17 protein-coding genes are annotated in these 19,143 nt (G+C 59.0%); 9 read left to right on the top strand and 8 right to left on the bottom strand.

What is annotated here, in order from left to right; all coding sequences use genetic code 11:
• Positions 1-3 precede the first annotated feature (3 nt).
• The 4 genes from ACQY1K_RS20485 to ACQY1K_RS20470 form a co-directional block, all read right to left on the bottom strand.
• Entirely contained in the window at positions 4-1,017 is a 1,014-nt protein-coding gene (locus ACQY1K_RS20485) for an aldo/keto reductase (RefSeq protein ID WP_430259093.1), read from the bottom strand.
• 74 nt (positions 1,018-1,091) lie between these two features.
• Entirely contained in the window at positions 1,092-2,033 is a 942-nt protein-coding gene (locus ACQY1K_RS20480; protein ID WP_062576463.1) for an ABC transporter substrate-binding protein, read from the bottom strand.
• An 86-nt stretch (positions 2,034-2,119) separates the two neighbouring features.
• On the bottom strand, positions 2,120-3,148 hold the full coding sequence (locus ACQY1K_RS20475; protein WP_062458936.1) for an ABC transporter permease: 1,029 nt from the start codon (positions 3,146-3,148) through the stop codon (positions 2,120-2,122).
• Positions 3,141-4,733 (bottom strand): sugar ABC transporter ATP-binding protein, encoded by a 1,593-nt coding sequence (locus ACQY1K_RS20470; RefSeq protein WP_430259091.1) that lies wholly within the window; start codon positions 4,731-4,733, stop codon positions 3,141-3,143. Before ACQY1K_RS20470 ends, ACQY1K_RS20475 begins: the two co-directional genes overlap by 8 nt.
• 220 nt (positions 4,734-4,953) lie before the next feature.
• Here ACQY1K_RS20470 and ACQY1K_RS20465 point away from each other — a divergent pair, with 220 nt between their 5' ends.
• From ACQY1K_RS20465 to ACQY1K_RS20425, 9 genes are all read left to right on the top strand, one after another.
• Positions 4,954-5,640 carry a FadR/GntR family transcriptional regulator gene (locus ACQY1K_RS20465; RefSeq protein ID WP_062458943.1) on the top strand — a complete coding sequence of 229 codons (687 nt, stop codon included), beginning with the start codon at positions 4,954-4,956 and terminating at the stop codon, positions 5,638-5,640.
• A gap of 55 nt (positions 5,641-5,695) precedes the next feature.
• Positions 5,696-7,228, top strand: coding sequence for a UxaA family hydrolase (locus ACQY1K_RS20460; protein WP_430259089.1), 1,533 nt, complete (start codon positions 5,696-5,698; stop codon positions 7,226-7,228).
• Positions 7,229-7,304: 76 nt separating this feature from the next.
• Positions 7,305-8,123: a bifunctional allantoicase/(S)-ureidoglycine aminohydrolase gene (locus ACQY1K_RS20455; RefSeq protein ID WP_430259087.1), complete on the top strand. Its 819-nt coding sequence runs from the start codon at positions 7,305-7,307 to the stop codon at positions 8,121-8,123.
• 211 nt (positions 8,124-8,334) lie between these two features.
• Positions 8,335-9,426 (top strand): pyrimidine utilization protein A, encoded by a 1,092-nt coding sequence (rutA, locus tag ACQY1K_RS20450; protein WP_062458952.1) that lies wholly within the window; start codon positions 8,335-8,337, stop codon positions 9,424-9,426.
• Entirely contained in the window at positions 9,423-10,157 is a 735-nt protein-coding gene (gene rutB, locus ACQY1K_RS20445) for a pyrimidine utilization protein B (RefSeq protein WP_430259085.1), read from the top strand. The genes rutA and rutB overlap by 4 nt, the downstream gene beginning before the upstream one ends.
• A gap of 26 nt (positions 10,158-10,183) precedes the next feature.
• Entirely contained in the window at positions 10,184-10,570 is a 387-nt protein-coding gene (rutC, locus tag ACQY1K_RS20440) for a pyrimidine utilization protein C (protein WP_062458958.1), read from the top strand.
• Positions 10,571-10,574: 4 nt separating this feature from the next.
• On the top strand, positions 10,575-11,354 hold the full coding sequence (gene rutD, locus ACQY1K_RS20435; protein WP_430259083.1) for a pyrimidine utilization protein D: 780 nt from the start codon (positions 10,575-10,577) through the stop codon (positions 11,352-11,354).
• Between the two features lie 39 nt (positions 11,355-11,393).
• Positions 11,394-11,915 (top strand): flavin reductase, encoded by a 522-nt coding sequence (locus ACQY1K_RS20430; protein ID WP_062458964.1) that lies wholly within the window; start codon positions 11,394-11,396, stop codon positions 11,913-11,915.
• Between the two features lie 685 nt (positions 11,916-12,600).
• The gene (locus tag ACQY1K_RS20425) at positions 12,601-13,359 is read left to right on the top strand and encodes a WecB/TagA/CpsF family glycosyltransferase (RefSeq protein ID WP_192078615.1); all 759 of its coding nucleotides are present in this window, start codon (positions 12,601-12,603) and stop codon (positions 13,357-13,359) included.
• A 57-nt stretch (positions 13,360-13,416) separates the two neighbouring features.
• Here the strand turns inward: ACQY1K_RS20425 and ACQY1K_RS20420 are convergent, their stop codons facing one another.
• From ACQY1K_RS20420 to ACQY1K_RS20405, 4 genes are all read right to left on the bottom strand, one after another.
• Positions 13,417-15,000, bottom strand: a complete 1,584-nt coding sequence (locus tag ACQY1K_RS20420; protein ID WP_430259080.1) for a glucosamine inositolphosphorylceramide transferase family protein — start codon at positions 14,998-15,000, stop codon at positions 13,417-13,419.
• Positions 15,001-15,006: 6 nt separating this feature from the next.
• Positions 15,007-16,191 (bottom strand): glycosyltransferase family 4 protein, encoded by a 1,185-nt coding sequence (locus ACQY1K_RS20415; RefSeq protein ID WP_192088036.1) that lies wholly within the window; start codon positions 16,189-16,191, stop codon positions 15,007-15,009.
• A 149-nt stretch (positions 16,192-16,340) separates the two neighbouring features.
• Entirely contained in the window at positions 16,341-17,525 is a 1,185-nt protein-coding gene (locus ACQY1K_RS20410) for a glycosyltransferase family 4 protein (protein ID WP_430260567.1), read from the bottom strand.
• A gap of 118 nt (positions 17,526-17,643) precedes the next feature.
• Positions 17,644-18,939, bottom strand: coding sequence for an O-antigen ligase family protein (locus tag ACQY1K_RS20405; protein ID WP_092664206.1), 1,296 nt, complete (start codon positions 18,937-18,939; stop codon positions 17,644-17,646).
• Positions 18,940-19,143: the final 204 nt, after the last annotated feature.

Here is a 19,143-nt window from a genome sequence, read left to right as displayed (position 1 = left end):
CGATCAGGCTCCGATGCCGGGTAGAGGGGTGCCTTCGGCCAGAAGCCCGCTTTCGCTCAGGCGCGACCAGAAGGATGCAGGGATTTCCTCGGCAAACCAGTCCACATTCGAGGTGATCTGTTCGGCATTGCGGGCGCCGGAGACGATCGTCGCGACAGCCGGATGCGCCAGCGGGAACTGAAGTGCGGCCGCCTGAAGCGTCACGCCTTCTTCCTCGCAGACGGCACGCAACTGTTCGACGCGCGCAAGGATCTCAGCCGGGGCTTCGGTATAGTTGAACTTCTTGTTGCCGGCGAGCAGCCCGGAATTGAACGGTCCCGCGGCAACGATCGCGACGCCTTGCTTCGCGCATTCATCCATGAAGCCGAGGCTGTCCTGTTCGAGCAGCGTGTAGCGACCGGCCAGCATCGTGCAGTCGATGTCGAAAACCTTCATCGCGTCGGCGACGACTTCCCATTCGTTGACGCCGAGGCCGACAGCCTTGGTCGACCCTTCATCCCGCAATTTGCCCAGCGCCTTGAAACCGCCGCCATCGGTCAGTTGCTGCCAGTAGTGATCGTGGCGGTCGCCATGCGTCATGCGACCAATATCGTGAATATAGAGGATGTCCGGCTTCAGGATCCCAAGGCGCTGCTGGCTTGCCTCGAAGGACCGCAGAATGCCGTCATAGCTGTAGTCGTAGACGGGACGGAAGGGCAGGGGTTCGGCGTAGCCGTCTTCTTCCGGACCAACCGTCTCATCCGGCGTCATGACGCGCCCGACCTTGGTGCTCAGAACATAGTCTTCGCGGGGAAGATCGGTCAGCATCGTGCCAAGGCGGCGTTCGGAGCGGGTGAAGCCGTAGAAGGGTGCGGTATCAAAATAGCGGATACCGGCATCCCACGCGGCACTGAAAGCGCCGGCGGATTCCGCATAGGGCGTGATGCGATAAAGGTTGCCCATCTGGGCGCAGCCGAGGCCGATCAGCGTCACATCCAAATCGACACGCGGGAATTTGCGGGTATCACTGGCGTTCATCGGGCAACCTTCATTTTATCACTGCAGAGAAAGACGATACGCGCCATTCGCGACGCGTATCGAGGCGGGGAGGCTTAATAGAGAACGTTCTTGGCTTCCGGCTTGTCGATATTGTCCTTGGTGACGACGACGACACCCGTATCGACAAACTTCTCGACCTTTTCCTTTTTCAGGAGCTTGGAGATCGTCTTGACGCCGAGATCGCCCATCTGGAACGAGCCCTGGACTGCAATCGCTTGAAGCGTGCCGTCCTTGACGAATTCCTGCAGGTCCTGGTTGCCGTCGAAGCCGATCGCGACAAGCTTGCCCGATTTGCCGGACTGCTTGATGGCGCGGCCCATGCCGATCGCCGTCGGCTCATTGGCGCCGAAGATGGCCTTGAGGTCGGAATTGGCGGCCAGAACGTCCGTGGTCTGGTTCAGCGCCGTCGCCATCTGCGACTGCGAATAGAACGGGCCGACGATCTGGAGCTTCGAGTTTGCCTTGATATAATCGGTGAAGCCACCGACGCGGCCGATTTCGGAACCGGCGCCTGCCACATAGGACATGACGGCGATCTTGCCTTCCTTGCCGACCTTCTCGATCAACGCCTTGGCAGCCAGTTCGCCGGCGGTCTTGTTATCGGTCGCAAGGAACGACTGGTAGTACTGTTCCGATCCCTTGCTGAGCATCGAGTCAACGATCACGACCGGGATACGGGCTTCCCAGGCCTTCTTGACGGCGGGGATCAGTGCGTCAGGATCGGACGGCGCAAGTACGATGCCGGCGACGCCGCGGTTGACGGCGTTTTCGACCATGTTGACCTGGTCGGCAATGGCCGATTCCGATGCCGGACCCTGGAAGGTCATCGTGTTGCCGGCGCCGACTTCCTTCATGGCGGCATCTGCGCCCTTCTGGACGTTCTGCCAGAAGGTCGAGTTGACGGTCTTGACGATGACGGCGATCTCGGCTGCCTGTGCAGAGGCCGCACCCAAGATCATCGCCGAGGCAAGCAACGCGGTTGCTAGTTTCTTCATGTTCAATCCTCCTCAAACGGACGGCGTTTTCGCCGCCCCGGGGAACTCCCACCCCCATTGTCGCGGAAAAGGGTCCGCACCCTTCTTCACCGGCGGTTGCGCAATTGATCGATCCAGACGGTGATCAGGATGACGAGGCCGATGATGATCTGTTGTGTGAAGGCGGAGACGCCGTTCATGTTAAGCCCGTTGCGCAGGATGCCGATGACGAAGGCGCCGATCGCCGTTCCGGAAATCGTGCCGACACCGCCGATCAGCGAGGTGCCGCCGATAACGGCGCTGGCGATGGCATCGAGTTCGTACATCACGCCTTCGTTCGGCTGCGCCGTCACGAGGCGGGACATCAGCACGCAACCGGTCAAACCAGCGAGCGTGCCTGACAATATGTAGGTGAAATTGGTGACGCGGGCGACATTGACGCCGGAAAGCCTTGCAGCATCTGCATTCGAACCGACCGCATAGATATGGCGGCCGAGCACGGAGCGGTTCAGCATGAAGGACACGGCGATCGCGATCACGATCATCAGGATGACCGGATAGGGAATGCCCGGGAAGACCACGGTCGGGAAGCCGTCGTCGCCGATGGTGACGACGCGAAACAACGAGCCGTTGCCAAGCACGCCGAAGGATTCGCCGAGGCCGGAAACGGCGCGGGCACCGGTAATCTGAAGCGCCACGCCGCGGGCGATCAGCATCATGCCGAGCGTCGCGATAAAGGGCGGCAGTTTCATCTGGGTCACCAGAATGCCGTTAATCAGGCCACAAAGGCTGCCGACCAGAATGCCGACGAACATGCCGAGCGGAACCGGCAGGCCGAGCTCTTTCACGCAGAGAGCCGCGACGACGCCCGCGAGCGCAAGCACCGAGCCGACGGACAAATCGATGCCGCCGGTAATGATGACGCAGGTGGCGCCGATACCGAGAAGAGCAATTGAGGTGACCTGCAAGGCGATTGTCATCGCATTGTTGACGGTGAAGAAGGCGTTGCTGCTGAAGGAGAACACCAGCACCAGAACGAACAGGCTGCCGAGCGCTGCAAACTTCTGGATGATGTCCTTTTGCCGGTCGCTCAGCGAAACACTGCGCGACTTCGAGGGTTCGGTAATATCAGCCATGCTTGCTCCTTGCGCCAGCGTCCGCACCTGATGTCCGGCTGTATCCGGAGGCGTAGCGCATAATTTCTTCCTGGTTGGTCTTTGCCGTTTCCAGCACGCCGGTGATCCGGCCATGATGAAAGACCGCAACCCGGTCCGTCATGCCCATGATTTCGGGCAGTTCCGAACTGATCAGCACCACGCCGATGCCGTTTGCGGCCAGTTCGTCCATGATCTTGTAGATCGCGAGCTTGGCGCCCACGTCGATGCCGCGGGTCGGCTCGTCGAAGAACAGGACCTTCGACTTGCGGAAAAGCCATTTGCCGATGATGATCTTCTGCTGGTTGCCGCCCGAAAGAAGCCGCACCTGCTGCCGGATCGACGGCGTGCGGATGTTGAGGAGGTCGACATACTCGTTGGCGACCTTGTCTTGCGCCTTGAAATCGATCAGTCCGAAGCGATCCGACAGCGCTTCCATGTTGGCAAGCGTCATGTTCGCATCAACAGGCATCTTGATCGCCAGTCCCTGCGCCTTGCGGTCTTCCGAGAGGTAGGCGATGCCCGCATCGATCGCGTCCCGCGGAGAGGAAATCGAAAGTGTCTGCCCATGCAGGGTGATCGTCCCGGCATCGATCGCATCGGCGCCGAAGATTGCGCGGGCCACTTCCGTGCGCCCGGCACCCATCAGGCCTGCAAAGCCCAGAATTTCGCCGCGACGAAGCGTAAACGAGATGTCTCTGAAGACGCCGGTGCGATTGAGACCTTGCACGCCGAGAATGACGTCGTCACTGGGTGTCGAGGTTCTGTCGGGAAACTTTTCTTCCAGCGAGCGGCCGACCATTTTGGCGACGATGTCATCGACCGTCGTCGCGGCAAAATCGTCTGTGGCGATGTAACGACCGTCACGCAGCACCGTGACGCGATCAACGATCTCAGCCATTTCGTCGAGCCGGTGGGAAATATAGACGACCCCGACGCCCGATGCCTTGAGATCGCGGATGACCTTGAACAGAAGCCGTGTTTCCTGTTCGGTCAGAGACGAGGTCGGCTCGTCCATGATCAGCACTTCCGCATCCAGCGACAATGCCTTGGCGATTTCCACCATCTGGCACTGCGCCACGGAAAGCCCACGGACGGAGACATCAGGGCTGATATCGACGCCGAGCCGGTCGAGGCAGCGTTTGGCATCTGCCCGGAGTTTCTTGCGATCGACCAGAAAGCCGCGGCGGGGCTCGCGGGCCAGATAGATGTTTTCGGCGACGGTCAGATGCGGAACGAGATTGAGTTCCTGGTGGATGATGGCGATGCCGGCCGACTCGGACTGCCGTGTCGACGAGAAATTCCGCTCTTCGCCCTTGTAGGTGATGGTGCCGGATGTGGGCTGATAAACGCCGCTGATGATCTTCATCAGCGTTGATTTGCCCGCGCCGTTTTCGCCGCACACGGCATGCACTTCGCCGCGACGAAGGTCGAAGCTGACGTCGGCCAGAGCTTTGACGCCCGGAAATTCCTTTGAGATGTTGTCGAGCCGCAGAAGTGCGTCAGCTGCTGGCACGCCAACGGCCGGGCGCAAACGCGCCTCGAGTACCGAATGATCGGTCTGCATCCTCCACATCCTCCTCTTGTCGCAAGCTTGCGACTGCCGGTCAGCTCCACCCATCCGGTCTGGCCAATATTGCTAGGCGGCCTTACCAAAATGGTCAAGCCAGTTTCGTGGCGAAGGACGAAATTTGTGTTTTCTCAGCGTTACGGGACATATAGCTGTTGTCATTGGCCTTGCCAGTTCAGCGGTCAGGCAATATGGTAAGGCCAGTTTTGGAGCGCTTATGAACGGAATTCGGATCCCGGAACGCCGGCTTTATCAACAGATCGCAGACCAGATCCGCGGCTTGGTGCAGAATGGGCAGTTTCGTTTCGGCCAGCGCCTGCCGGCGGAACGCGAGCTTGCGCAGCAGCTTGGTGTGTCGCGCCCGTCGCTACGCGAGGCGTTGATCGCGCTTGAACTGGACGGCACTGTCGAGATCCGCATGGGGTCTGGCGTCTATGTCGTTCCGGCCGCCGAGCGGCGCGCTGCATGGTCGGGGTCCATGGGAGAGAGCCCGGCCGAGCTGATGCAGGCGCGTGCGACAATCGAGGGTGCCGCCATCGTTCTTGCCTGCGCGCGCATCACGCCGGAGGCGCTTGCTACGCTTCGTCAAACGCTCGACGCGATGGCGATCGAGATAGAGGAAGGCCGCAAACCGGTCGACCAGGATCGCCAGTTCCACCTGACGATCGCCACCCAGTCGGGAAACAGTGTCATTGGCCGCATCATCGGCGATCTGTTCGACGATCGGCACAGCCCTCTTTCCGCCCAGCTTCGGGAGCATTTCGAAACACCGGAAACATGGAGTTGCGCCCTCGCGGAGCATGAGGAAATCCTGACCGCGCTGGAGGCGCGTGACGGGCTGCTAGCCCAAGCAATGATGCGCATGCATCTGGAGGAATCGAAACGCCGCTGGCTTGACCACTAGCAGCGGAAAACCAAATCCAACCCCGATTTTGATACCTCCAGGGAGGAGGTCCATTATGAATGACATGACATCCCCGGTCATCGTGCTCAATACCGCCGATGACGTTGCCGTTGCCCGCCGGTCGATCCAGCAGGGTTCGCCTGTTGGCATCGAGGCATTGATGGCGCGCGATCTGATCGGACGTGGCCACAAGGTTGCGCTGAGGGCGATTGCTGCCGGCCAGGAGGTCAAGAAATACGGTCAGGTGATCGGTCTTGCGACGCAGGACATCGCGCCCGGCAATCACGTGCACCTGCACAATCTGGCGATGCTTCCCTCCACCCACGAGCACCAGTTCTGCGTCGATGGCGGCGAGCGTGCCCTTTTGCCGCTCGATCAGCGCCGGACATTCATGGGTTTCGATCGCGGCCTCGGCGGCGCCGGTACGCGCAACTACATCGGCATCATCTCCTCGGTGAACTGTTCCGCCACCGTCTCCCGCTACATTGCCGATTATTTCAACCGCATGGGCGGGCTGGACGGGTTTGGCAATATCGATGGCGTCGTGGCGCTGACGCATAGCAGCGGCTGCGCGATCAACAACAAGTCGGAAGGCTACCGCCTGCTGATCCGCACCATCCAGGGCTACGCCCGGCATCCCAATTTCGGTGGGATCCTGATGATCGGCCTCGGCTGCGAGACCAACCAGATCGCACCGATCCTCGAACATTACCGTATGGAGGAGGGCGAGCGGCTGCGGACGATGACGATCCAGCAGCATGGCGGTACCAAGAAGACGATCGACGCCGCGATCGCCATCATCAAGGAAATGCTGCCCATGGTGAATTCCGCGGTGCGCACGCAGCAGCCCCTGTCGAAACTGAAGCTTGCTCTCGAATGCGGCGGCTCTGATGGCTATTCGGGTATCTCTGCAAACCCTGCACTCGGCCATGCCTCGGATCTGATCGTCCGCAATGGCGGCACGACCGTTCTTGCCGAAACGCCTGAGATCTACGGTGCCGAACATCTCCTGACGCGTCGCGCGTCGACACCTGAGGTCGCGCAGAAGCTTCTGTCCCGCATCGACTGGTGGCGCGACTATACGGCGCGCAACGGCGACGAGCTGAACAATAACCCATCCTACGGCAACAAGCTCGGCGGTCTTACGACTATCCTGGAAAAGTCGCTCGGTGCCGTCGCCAAGGGGGGCTCCATGCCGCTGAAGGCGGTCTACGAGTTTGCCGAGACGGTGACAGAGCAGGGCTTCGTCTTCATGGATACGCCCGGCTATGATCCGGTCGCCGTGACCGGCCAGGTCGCAGGCGGCTGCAACGTCATCTGCTTCACGACAGGACGCGGCTCGGTTTCCGGCTTCAAGCCGGCCCCATGCGTGAAGATCGCCACGAATTCCGAAATGTACGAGCACATGAAGGAAGACATGGACATCAACTGCGGAGGTATCGTCACCGGCGACGAGACGATCGAGCAGTCCGGCGAGCGTATTTTCGAGCATGTGATCGCTGTCGCGTCAGGCGAAAAGACCGTGAGCGAGATCTACGACTATGGCGACAACGAATTCGTGCCATGGCAGGTCGGTGCCGTCACCTGACGGAAAACGGATATTGCCCGTCGTGAAAACCGTGCTTACACCTGAGCCATAAGCCAAGCATGGGGAATCGCAGCGCATGACGACGAGCCGTTACTACTCGAATATGGGTGGCCTGCCGCCACAGACGAACCTTCTCAGCAGCAAGGCGGTGTTCACAACCGCCTATGCGGTCATTCCGCGTACTGTCATGAGCGACATCGTCACCAGCATGCTGCCGCATTGGGAGAATGCGCGCGCCTGGATCATTTCCCGGCCGCTCTCCGGTTTCGCAGAAACCTTTGCGCAATACATTATGGAGGTCTCTCCGCAGGGCGGCAGCGCTCGTCCCGAGCCCGACCCGCGCGCCTCGGCCGCCATCTTCGTCGTGGATGGCGAGACGACGATCGAGATGGATGGGCAGCAAAACCAATTGCGGACCGGGTCGTTTGCCTACCTGCCGGCAGGCTCGAAATGGCAGATCTGGAACCGTAGTGGCGCTCCGGTGCGGTTCCACTGGGTTCGCAAGGCGTTCCAGGTGGTCGATGGTCTGGACATGCCGCCGGCAATCTTTACCCATGAGGACGACTGCGTGCTCGACCCCATGCCCGATACGGACGGCAAATGGGCGACGACCCGCTTCATCGATCCCTCCGACATCCGCTATGACATGCACCTCAACATCGTCACCTTCGAGCCGGGCGCGGTGATCCCGTTCATGGAAACGCATATCATGGAACACGGGCTATATGTGCTGGAAGGCAAGGCCGTCTACCGCCTGAACCAGGACTGGGTCGAAGTGGAAGCCGGCGACTATATGTGGCTGCGCTCCTACTGCCCGCAGGCCTGCTATGCCGGTGGCCCCGGTCGCTTCCGCTACCTGCTCTACAAGGACGTCAACCGGCATCCCGCACTGTAACGGGAACTGCCGAAGCCGTTGCTGCACACGGCTTCGGCAGATCTCCCACCGAAAAATTTATCAAATGGTCAAAAATTTATCAGCCGATAAAATATCTTTGAGGCTCCGTCTGGCAAGTCATTGAAACTTATGAGAGGCTACAACTGGCACGTAGCTTGCGTCCGTTCTGTTTATCGCATTGTCTGGAAATCCAGCATGGAAGGATCGGAATATGGAAGTCGGAGTCTTCATCCCAATCGGCAACAACGGTTGGCTGCTTTCGGAAAACGCACCGCAGTACAAACCGTCGTTCGAGCTGAACAAGGAAATCACGCTCAAGGCCGAAAAATACGGGTTTGATTTCGCGCTGTCGATGATCAAGCTGCGCGGATTCGGCGGCAAGACGGAATTCTGGGACTACAACCTGGAATCCTTCACGCTGATGGCAGGCCTTGCCGCCGTCACTTCCAAGATCAAGCTGTTCGGCACCGCCGCAACTCTGATCATGCCACCGGCAATCGTTGCGCGCATGGCAACGACGATCGACAGCATTTCCGGCGGACGCTTCGGCATCAATCTGATCACCGGCTGGCAGCGCCCCGAATACAGCCAGATGGGGCTCTGGCCCGGCGACGACTATTTCGCCGATCGCTATGCCTATCTCGGCGAATACACGACCGTTCTGAAGGAACTCCTGACCACCGGTCAGTCGGATCTCAAGGGCAAGTATTTCCAGATGGACGACTGCCGCATGAAGCCGATCCCGGAAGGGGATGTGAAGGTGATCTGCGCGGGCTCATCCAATGCCGGCATGGCATTCTCGGCGGAATATGCCGATTACAGCTTTTGCTTCGGCGTCGGCGTCAACACACCGAAGGCCTTTGCGCCGACCAACGAACGGCTGCTGGCAGCCACCGAAAAGACCGGCCGCGACGTGCGCTCGTTCGTGCTGACCATGGTTCTTGCCGAGGAGAAATCCGAAGACGCTTGGGCCAAGTGGGAGCACTACAAGGCCGGTGCCGATCAGGACGCGATCAAGTGGCTCGGCCTCCAGAGCGCTGTTGATACCAAGTCCGGCTCCGATACCAATGTCCGCCACATGGCAAACCCGGTTTCGGCGGTCAACATCAACATGGGAACGATCATCGGCTCCTACGCCGAAGTCGCGGCGATGCTGGACGAAATGGCGGAAGTGCCGGGCACCGGTGGTGTCATGCTGACCTTCGACGATTTTCTCGAAGGCATCGAAAAATTCGGACAGTTCGTGCAGCCGCTGATGAAGAGCCGCCAGCACATCAAGATGGAACTGGAGGCTGCGGAATGACTGTTGTCGCAGGATATCAGGCACCGGCAAGCCGTCTGGAAAGCGTGACGCTTCCCGCACGACCGGAACCGATCTCGATGAAGCCATCGGAAACCGCTGTCGTCGTCGTCGACATGCAGAACGCTTATTCGACAGAAGGCGGCTATGTCGATCTCGCCGGCTTCGACATCGCCGGCGCCAAGGGCACGATCGCGAATATCAAGAAGACGCTGGATGCAGCGCGCGAGAACGGCGTGCAGGTCATCTATTTCCAGAACGGCTGGGACAAGGACTATGTGGAAGCCGGCGGCCCCGGTTCTCCCAACTGGCACAAGTCGAATGCACTGAAGACTATGCGGGCGCGGCCGGAACTGCAGGGCCAGCTTCTTGCCAAGGGCACCTGGGATTACGCGATCGTAGACGAGCTGCAGCCGAAGCCGGGCGACATCCTTGTGCCGAAGACCCGCTACTCGGGCTTCTTCAACACCAACATGGACAGCGTGCTGCGCGCACGCGGCATCCGCAATCTCGTCTTCGTCGGCATTGCCACCAATGTCTGCGTCGAAAGCTCGCTGAGGGACGCGTTCCACCTCGAATATTTCGGTGTGATGCTTGAAGATGCGACCCATCACCTGGGGCCGGACTTCATCCAGCAGGCGACCGTCTACAATGTCGAGAACTTCTTCGGCTGGGTCGCGACCGTCAATGATTTCTGCGGCGCCATCAGTCAGGCCGCTCCCACCGATAAGTGAACTTGAAAAACAAAGAGGAGAACGGAATGCCAAAGTCGATCATCGTGCCGGAAGGAACCCAGAAGCCGATCGCGCCCTATTCGCCGGGAACGCTGGCAGACGGCATTGTCTACGTCTCGGGGACCTTGCCCTTCGACAAGAACAACGACGTCGTCCATGTGGGTGATGCCGGAGCACAGACCCGTCACGTCCTGGAGGTCATCAAATCCGTCATCGAGACCGCCGGCGGCACGATGGAGGACGTCACGATGAACCATATCTTCATCACCGACTGGGCGAATTATCAGGCCGTGAACAAGGTCTACGCGGAGTATTTCCCGGGCGACAAGCCGGCCAGGTATTGCGTTCAGTGCGGCCTGGTGAAGCCGGACGCTCTCGTTGAGATCGCCACAGTCGCCCATATCGGCAAGTAACGGCATGGTTCACTACGATATTTTCGGCGCGTCGGGCGAGGACGCGCCGACCATCATCCTGTCCTCCGGACTCGGTGGCAGCGGCACCTACTGGACGCCGCAGATCGAAGCGCTTTCGGAGCATTTCCGGGTGATCACCTACGATCACTTCGGGACCGGCCGTTCACCCGGCGAGGTTCCGGAGCAAGGCGGCATCGCGGCCATGGCGGATGACGTCCTGGAACTAGCGGAAGAGCTCGGCCTCAAGACATTCAGCTTCATGGGCCATGCGCTTGGTGGTCTAATCGGGCTCGAAATCGCCGCACGACAGCCGGAGATGATTGACAGGCTTGTGCTGATCAATGCATGGGACAAGGCCGATCCGCATTCCGGCCGCTGTTTCGACGTGCGGATTGCGCTTCTCAAAAACTCCGGCGTCCCGGCCTTCGTGAAGGCGCAACCGCTGTTTCTCTATCCGGCCGTCTGGATGTCTGAAAACGCCGAACGCATGAATGCCGAGGAGGCGCATGCAGCGGCCCATTTTCAGGGCGAGCAGAACATCATGAGGCGCATTGCAGCTCTGAGAAGCTTCGACATCGGCGACCGGCTTGCCGAAATCACCCATCAGACCTTGCTGGTCGCCACGAAGGATGATCTCCTTGTGCCCTACACCCGCTCGGTACGGCTTTCGAACATGATGCCCAATGCCGAACTCGCTTTGCTGGATTTCGGCGCACATGCGGTGAATATCGTTGATGCACCGAAATTCAACAAACTCGTGGTAGATTTTCTAAGCCGGGTTTGATTTCATCTGTACGCTCGAGCTGAAAGTTTTGAGATAGCCATGTCCGTGAATGCATCTGCCCCTGCGCTCGACGTTAATCCAGAAGTCGTTGACGCACGGATGAACTTCCGAAACGCGATGTCGCGCCTCGGCGCCGCCGTTCATATCGTCACCACGGATGGACCGGGTGGCCGTGCCGGATTTGCCGCAACCGCTGTTTGCAGCGTTTCCGACAGTCCCCCGACGCTTCTCGTTTGCCTCAACCGAACCTCGAGCGCCTATTTGCCGCTTAAGGAAAACGGCGTCCTCTGCGTCAACGTCCTCTCGGCCGACCATGCAGACCTCAGCCAGCTTTTCGGGGGCAAGACGCCCGTCGATGAACGGTTTGCCGGAGCAACGTGGGCGCCGCTAACAACGGGCAGCCCGGCACTCGACGACGCTCTCGTCTGTTTCGATTGCCGCGTTGTGTCCGTTGCCGACGGTCACACGCATGACATCCTGATCTGCGAAGTGCTCACCACGGTGCAGCCAAAGGCTGGTCAGTCGCTTATCTATCTCGATCGAAAGTATCACGCGCTTTAGTGGGGAGTGACATTGGGGTTTATTCAGACGAGCAATGCTCGGATGATCGCCCAAGGTCAAAGCGCATGGTCTGAACGTAAGGGCAGGAGTTCATGGGAAGCACAATGTGGTGCCTGGCAGCTGTCGCGGAAATCGCGATTGTCGTCGCGGCGGTCATCTATACGGCGCGCGACCGCCGGAAGCAGCAGCGGAAAAGCCGCCGAAACGCGTACAGAAACGGCAATCGTTAAGACGTTTCTTCTGCGGTAGAAAACCGATGTTCACCGGCAGATTGTGAACCGATCCCGTCATCAAGATCTTCTGCGACCGACCGGGTTACCGAGAATGCCGCGCGAATATGTCTCGGGGTCCGGTACGGTCAGCGTTCAAGCACGCTGATTCTCATGGATCGACGCTTTGCAGGTGAACGGCGAGGTTGTCCCGAATTGGAACGCACACTCTCGCGCATGGTCCTTTTTGGTAAGCATCTGAGTGAATATCAACCACCTCATTCGCGTTGTTTTTCAACGAGTTCTGACATTGTTTCAGAATTAACTATCGCACTACATATCAATTGAGTGATGGACGGCGAGGGCTATATCTCATCGGAGAAAGGTCCCCGCAAGCCGTGGTCTGACCTTCAAACGAGGCAGATATGGGTAAGCCATCACTACATCCTGGCGACGTTTACGCACAGGAAAGCACGATGGGCCACTGGCCCACGACGCTGCTTGGCGGTCTTCCCGTTGTCCGCTGCAGCATGGATGAGGCGGCGCAGGGTTTCATCGATGAAGCGCTCCTTCACCGGGGCAGCAGTGCCAAGCCGTTCTATTCCACCTCGGCAAACGGACAGGTGATCGCGATGTGCGCGAAGAAGGCCGACTTTCAGGATTTGATGCTGGAAGCCGACCAGATCCACGCCGATGGCATGCCCATGATCATGTATTCCAGAATGTTTTCGTCGCATCCTGTATCCGAACGGATCGCGACGACCGATCTCGTGCAGTCAGTGGCACTCAAGGCAGAGCGGGCAGGTGTCAGTTTCTATTTTCTCGGCGGAACCGAAGAGGTCAACGCCAAGGCAGTCGCCGCAATGCGGACCAGGTATCCAAACCTAACCTTCGCTGGGCGCAGAAACGGCTACTTCAAGCGTGGCGAAGAGGATGCGGTGATCGCCGACATCCAGGCAAGCAAGCCCGATATTCTATGGATCGGGTTGGGCTTTCCACTTGAGCAGGCCTTTGTCAGCCGGAACATCGACCGGTTGCGATCTGTCGGTGTGATCAAGACCTCAGGCGGTCTGTTCGACTTCGTCTCGGGGAAAAACGCCCGCGCGCCGTTGTGGATGCAGCGGTACGGGTTGGAGTGGGCCTACCGGATGTATAATGAGCCGCGCCGGCTGACGATGCGGTATCTGCTGTCAAACCCGGCTGCCATTCGCGCGCTGTTCACCCACTCGAATTGATCGGGTGCTGCCTTCCGATAAAGGCAGGTCGTTGATGCGCTCGTTACGAGCCGCGCGTCACGCGCCAGGTTTGTAGAAGCTGTCGACGATGCCGGCCGCGAAGGACCATTTCGGCCGGATAATACTTCCGTCGATCGCTTCCATGTAACCATTGCCATTCAGCGTATGCAGCTTTCGGCCGGGCCAGTGCTCGCCGGGGCTCAAGTGCTTTACGATCACCTGATCGAACCGTTCGTCATCCAGGCGCGTCACTTTGGCAAGGCTCAAAGCTGCCCCATAGCCGTTGCGGCAATCCTGCACGGGACGCAGCAGTTTGCCGTCGCGCCATATCATGTTGCCCGCGGGTCTCGCGGATCGGTCGTTGATGACAAGCGGGTTCGCGGCGTGCGGTCGCCAGGGGCCGAGAAGCGTTTCCGCCGACCATAAGCAGAGCGTATCGGAATAGCCGCCGATACCATCCCTTGTCACAGCGAACATCCAGAACTTTCCCGCGTGCTGGATGATCGTCGCATCGGCGGCCTCGATGCCGGAAACAAGTGTCGCGTGTTTTTCCCAGCCGAACGGAAAGCGCGTTGCCCTGTAGATGGAAATCTCGCCGCTGAGAGACGCCTCCGGAACCATCCAGATCTCACCATCCGCTTCGATGAGGAACGGATAAGACAGATGCCAGGACTCTTCCAGAACAGGGATGGCTGGGCCCGGCCGTCCTTGTTCGTCAAACTCGACGACGCTGATGATGCCCTTCTGGGTCTTCTGATCAAGATCCTCGAAGAAGAGATAGTCCTTGCCCTGCCAACGAAACGGAAACGGGTCTGCGTAAAAATGGTCGATTGGGTCCGCGAGAACCTCCCAGGGTGTCCCGCCGAGGTCGCGTCGTTGCCAAACGTCATTGTCAGAGGCGACCCGACGCCAGCCGATCCGCCAGTGGGGAGCGTGGCAGCATAGCCGATAGGCAGCGCGGGCCGCGGCAGATGCCAGCATCTTGGCGCTACGAACAGTCACCGCTTTGCGGGTGATAGCGCGTGCGTGTGGCTGGGCCGTGTTGTCTGCAATACGCGGCGCGCGCGGTTCTTCCGGCAAAGCCTTGATGAGAAGGATGGCTGTCCGTGACCAAACGGCTTCCATCGCGCCACCGATACCAGCCGCAGCTTCGAGGGACGCAAAGCCATCGGCAACAATCCAGCGCTCGCCGGAAGGCAGGGTGCACTCAATCTCGATATGCGGTGTTCCCTCGAAAAACAGCGCCGAAGCGAGACTGAATTCACCGGCGTGGCCGTTGAACAACGGCCGATAGATCCGTGTCGATCGGGGGGATGCGCTCCGGTTCGATGTGAGGTCGATGACAATATCCGGAGCTGCGTTGTCCGACCGGGTTCGCCAGTCCGCCAACGCATCCGGCTCAATACGGTCGCAGAGGCACGGCTGGTGGCGTCGAAGCACCATCTTCTCAAGCTGCAAAAGGCTTTCGAGGGCAGGCTGCGCTGCCTGATCAGCCCCCTGGACCAATTGAAGGCGCACCGTGGTACCGGCGGCGCGCTGCTCAAGCCGACGGCAGAGCCACTGTATCCACGCCGATGTGGAGGAGCGCTCCGCCACAATCTTGATGTTCATCGGAGCGACGGAGTTTGAAACGCTGTCCATCGTCATTTATTTCTGAAGCTGTCCGGACGCCTGCAACCTGTCTTCCGATGTTTTCGGCTGTCGCCGGATCAGGCGACGGTAGCCGTCGACCATTGCATCGAGCGAGTGTTGTTCGCGCAGCCGCTGCCCGCACTCCGATAGCCTTTGCCGCAGAAGGGGATCGGAAAGTACAGCGCGAACTGCTTTTGCAAATGACGCCGTATCGGTCGTATCGACGAAAAGGGCACAGGGCTCTCCCCTGACCTGCAAGACTTCTCGCATGACGGACAGGTCGGAACTCACAACCGGAATGCCGGCCTGAGCGGCTTCCACCGGCGCGAGGCCGAACGTCTCTCCAGACGTCGGGAAAACGAAGACGTCGAGGCTTTTCAGGAAGGCGCCGATTTCGCTGGACGGCATCTCGCCTGCGAAATGAAGCCGATCCGAAACGCCGAGTTCTGCGCCGAGAGCTCGCAGTCGTGGCGCTTCCGGTCCCTGACCTGCCAGTGCCAGATGGACATCTGGCATGACCGGCAACAATCTGATGGCGAGATCAATTCGTTTGATGGCGTTGAGACGGGCGACGCTTCCGATGATCGGGACGTCGGCTGGAAGGCCGAATTTTGCCCGCGCTTCCTGCCGCGTCATCGAAACGGTTCTGTCGGCAAAGCCGTGCGGAACATAGGTCAGTCGACGCTTGTAGGATGCCGGGTGTCCTTGGTAGTCCCGCCAGGTGGCCTTCGAATTTACAGTGATTTCGTCGTAGCAGCCGGCAATGCCAAGCACCTTATCGACAAGGGCGACCGGCCGGGAAATCGTCGCCTGCGGTGAGACGTGGTTGGCAATGATCAGGGGTACGCCGAGCAAGCGACCGACCGGAGCTGCGACAACATTGCCGAAATGCTGAAAGGTCAGCATCACGTCGGGCTTTATCGTGCGCACGAGCTGCGACAGACGACGAAGCATGGCAAGGTTCTGCGAAATCCCCTGCGGTCTCGGATCGGCCGCAAAATGCGCATTTTCGAAGTGGTCGCAGCCGCTGGTCTTGCGATAGAGGAACAGGTGATGCGCCTCGAATTCGGGCTGTCCGGAAATCGCTGGTTTCGACAGCTGTTCGGCGAGAAGGCGCGTGATCTCCTGAGCGCCCGCTGCTTCAGCTTGCGTCTGGATAAAGAGAAGACGTGTCGGACGTCGCTGCGCGCTCTCGGCCATAGGTTTTCCGGTTCACTCGTATAGTGACGATAAAGACAGGGAAAGCTCAAGAGAGGCTAAACACGATACTTAGCTTTCGAACGATACTGCGTATTACTGGGATTTTCTTGGAAGTCGTTCGGTGCGGACGTTTTGCGCGGCGCATGACCTCAACTCTTCGTCTTGAACGCAGAAGAGCGGCTGGGAGCCCCTTTTTCAGCGTTGCTCTTGATGATGATCTTCGTGTACTCGCTGACCATCAGATTGAGAGAGTAACGTTCGGCGAGTTCGCGTCCCGATGCAGAGAGCCGGTCATACAGCGCCTTGTCTGCAAGCAGCAACTCGATGCAGCTGACGAATTTATCAGTGTTTTCGGCATCGACGAAGAGGGCACAGGCGGATCGCTCCACCTGCAGGACTTCGCGCAGCACCGGCAGATCGTTCGCGATGACAGGCACGCCTGCCTGCGCGGCCTCAACGGCTGCAAGCCCGAATGTCTCTGCGGCCGTCGGAAACGCGAAGACGTCGAGACACGCAAGGAAAGTCCCGATCTGCTCCGGGTTGACCTCTCCTGCGAAATGGACACGGTCTGCAACGCTAAGCGTATGGGCGAGAGCCTCGAGGCATTCTCTATGTGGGCCTTGGCCGGCAATGGCCAGGTGCAGATTTGGCAAATGCGGCAGCGTTGAGATTGCCAGATCAATGCGCTTCAGAGGATGCAACCGGGCGACCGTTCCCATGATCGTCACATCCTTGGGCAGATCGAAACAGTCCCTTGCCTTCTCTTTCGATAACGACGTGGTTTTCTGCGCAAAGCCATGCGGAATATGGACCAGCCGTTTGCGGTAGCTTCGTGCATAGGACTGGAAGTAATTCCAGGTCGCATGGGAGTTGACGGTTATCACGTCATAGAAACCAAGTGTGCCGAGGATGCGATCGGCCAGGCCAACAAAGCGGTTCACGGTTGCGGGCGAGGACACCTGATTTGCGACGATATAGGGAATGCCCATTACCCGCCCGACAAGTGCACCGAGCACATTGCCGTAGTGCTGAAAGGTCAACATCGTATCCGGCTTGATCTTGCGCACGATGGAGAAAAAATTCCGCGCGAAGGTGAGACATTCGCCGAGGCTTTGAGGCCTGCGGGGTGCTGCAAAATGGACATTGGGGAAGTGATCGCAGCCATCGGTCTTCCGGTACAGGAAAAGATGGTGCGTTTCGTATTCCGGCACACCCGTCAGTTGCCCACACGAAAGCTCCTGGCCGAGAAGCCGCGAGATCTCCTGCGCGCCCGCCAATTCCGCCTGAGTTTGCAGAAAAAGCACACGCCTCGGCTGCCTGGCTCGGTTGGACAATTTCAACTCCTAATTGGTGGGGCAATAGTAGATTGTTCGTCTAAACAATAGGCTAACAGCATCGTTTCCAACAGTAACGATGATTTGTGTGGGTATCGTAAACGTACTATTTCACTTCTCACGTTGATGCCGGCAAACGACCGCGATGAACTCGGACGCCGCCATGCAGATAAGCTGCGTCTGCTTTTTGAAGTCCTGGATAGTGCTGGTACACTTGTCGCCTGATCGAGAAGACAAGGATGAGAAAGATGAAGATCAGGAGAGACGTCGACCGACCGATTTCGTTCTCGACGAGGTTGTTGACGGTGTACATGTTGACGTAGGCAAACGACAGGCCGATGAACTTGTCTCTGACATTTCCGACCGATACGACGAGCAGAAGATAGGTCGCTGACAGTGCTGCGAGAAACAGCAGGAAGCCGGCGATGCCGCCTTCGATGATGAGCGTGATATAGCCGTTGTGGAAGTTGTCGAGCACCCAGCCATAGACGCTTTTGAAGCTCGTCAGGCGTTCCGGAGTCCAGAAGCTGTCAAGGCCGAAGCCGAAGATCTCGCGTCCCTGCAATTCACGAAAGCCGTAGCTCCAGATCTTCATGCGGCTGTTGGTATCGACAGTGATGCCTGCAACGCCGATCTTGTCGGCATCGACCACGAACGTCGTCGAGACGAGATTGATGATCGGTATCGCGAACAGGAGACCGGTGAGCAGTGCTAGTCTTTGGAGGAGCTTTGGCAGTCTGGAAATCACAATCGATGCGACGCCCAGAACTGATATAAGCTGGCCGCCGCGCGATCCTGCCATATAGACCGCGAGCAAGGCGATCCCGACCATTGCGATACGACCGACAAGCGCGCCCCATTGCGCGAGCGGCGTGACGCGTTGGCGCAGGGGAAGACCAACGCCCGCGATCAGCGCGTAGGCCGCATATGCTGCGAGCCCGTTCTTTTGCCCGGCAATGCCGCGCCACTTTCCCGCATGCTCCCAGCTGCTGTCGACACCGATCGAAGGGACCAGCAGCGCGACCAGAACGCAGACGACAACGAAGGTGGAGAGGGCCGCGAACATGACCCGCAGCGACTGTTCGAGCGTCAGCGTGTTGGCGATCGCAAGCGACGTCACCAGCGCGTTGAAGATCAGGATTGCCTTGATGTAGCTGTCGGCACTTTGCACGCCCCACACCGCGGAAAAACTGACATAGAGCAGGAACGCTGCAAGCAGGGTGCATTCTATGCCGGAGGGGATCCTGAGCCCCACCTTGATAAACGCCACCACGACGATCCAGCCGGAGAGCATCAGGAAGACGAGATAACGGGCCTGCTCCGTCCAGGAGGGCAGCTTCAGCTCTTCGGCCGGCACCCACATGGAAAGAAGCAGAAGCAGGAACATGGCCGGTGCGATATAGCGATGCGCCATTTCAAAATCCGCCTCGTATCCGTTAATCCAAATGCCTCAAAGTCCCTACTCCTGAAACCCTTAAACCGGCATTAAGCGGCGGGTCGTCGGCAAGGTTATCCGTTCGATCGGTCAGGCTTGGCTTAAAACAATCTTAAGCACAGGCTGTGATAAATGCGGTGGAATGAGAGAGCCGGTGCTCTGCCATTAGCCGTGAGACGTGAA

It is taken from the genome of Neorhizobium sp. IRS_2294 (assembly GCF_050500145.1).
In the GTDB taxonomy this organism is placed as follows: domain Bacteria; phylum Pseudomonadota; class Alphaproteobacteria; order Rhizobiales; family Rhizobiaceae; genus Neorhizobium; species Neorhizobium soli.
This window is presented reverse-complemented; position numbering and strand designations above follow the sequence as displayed.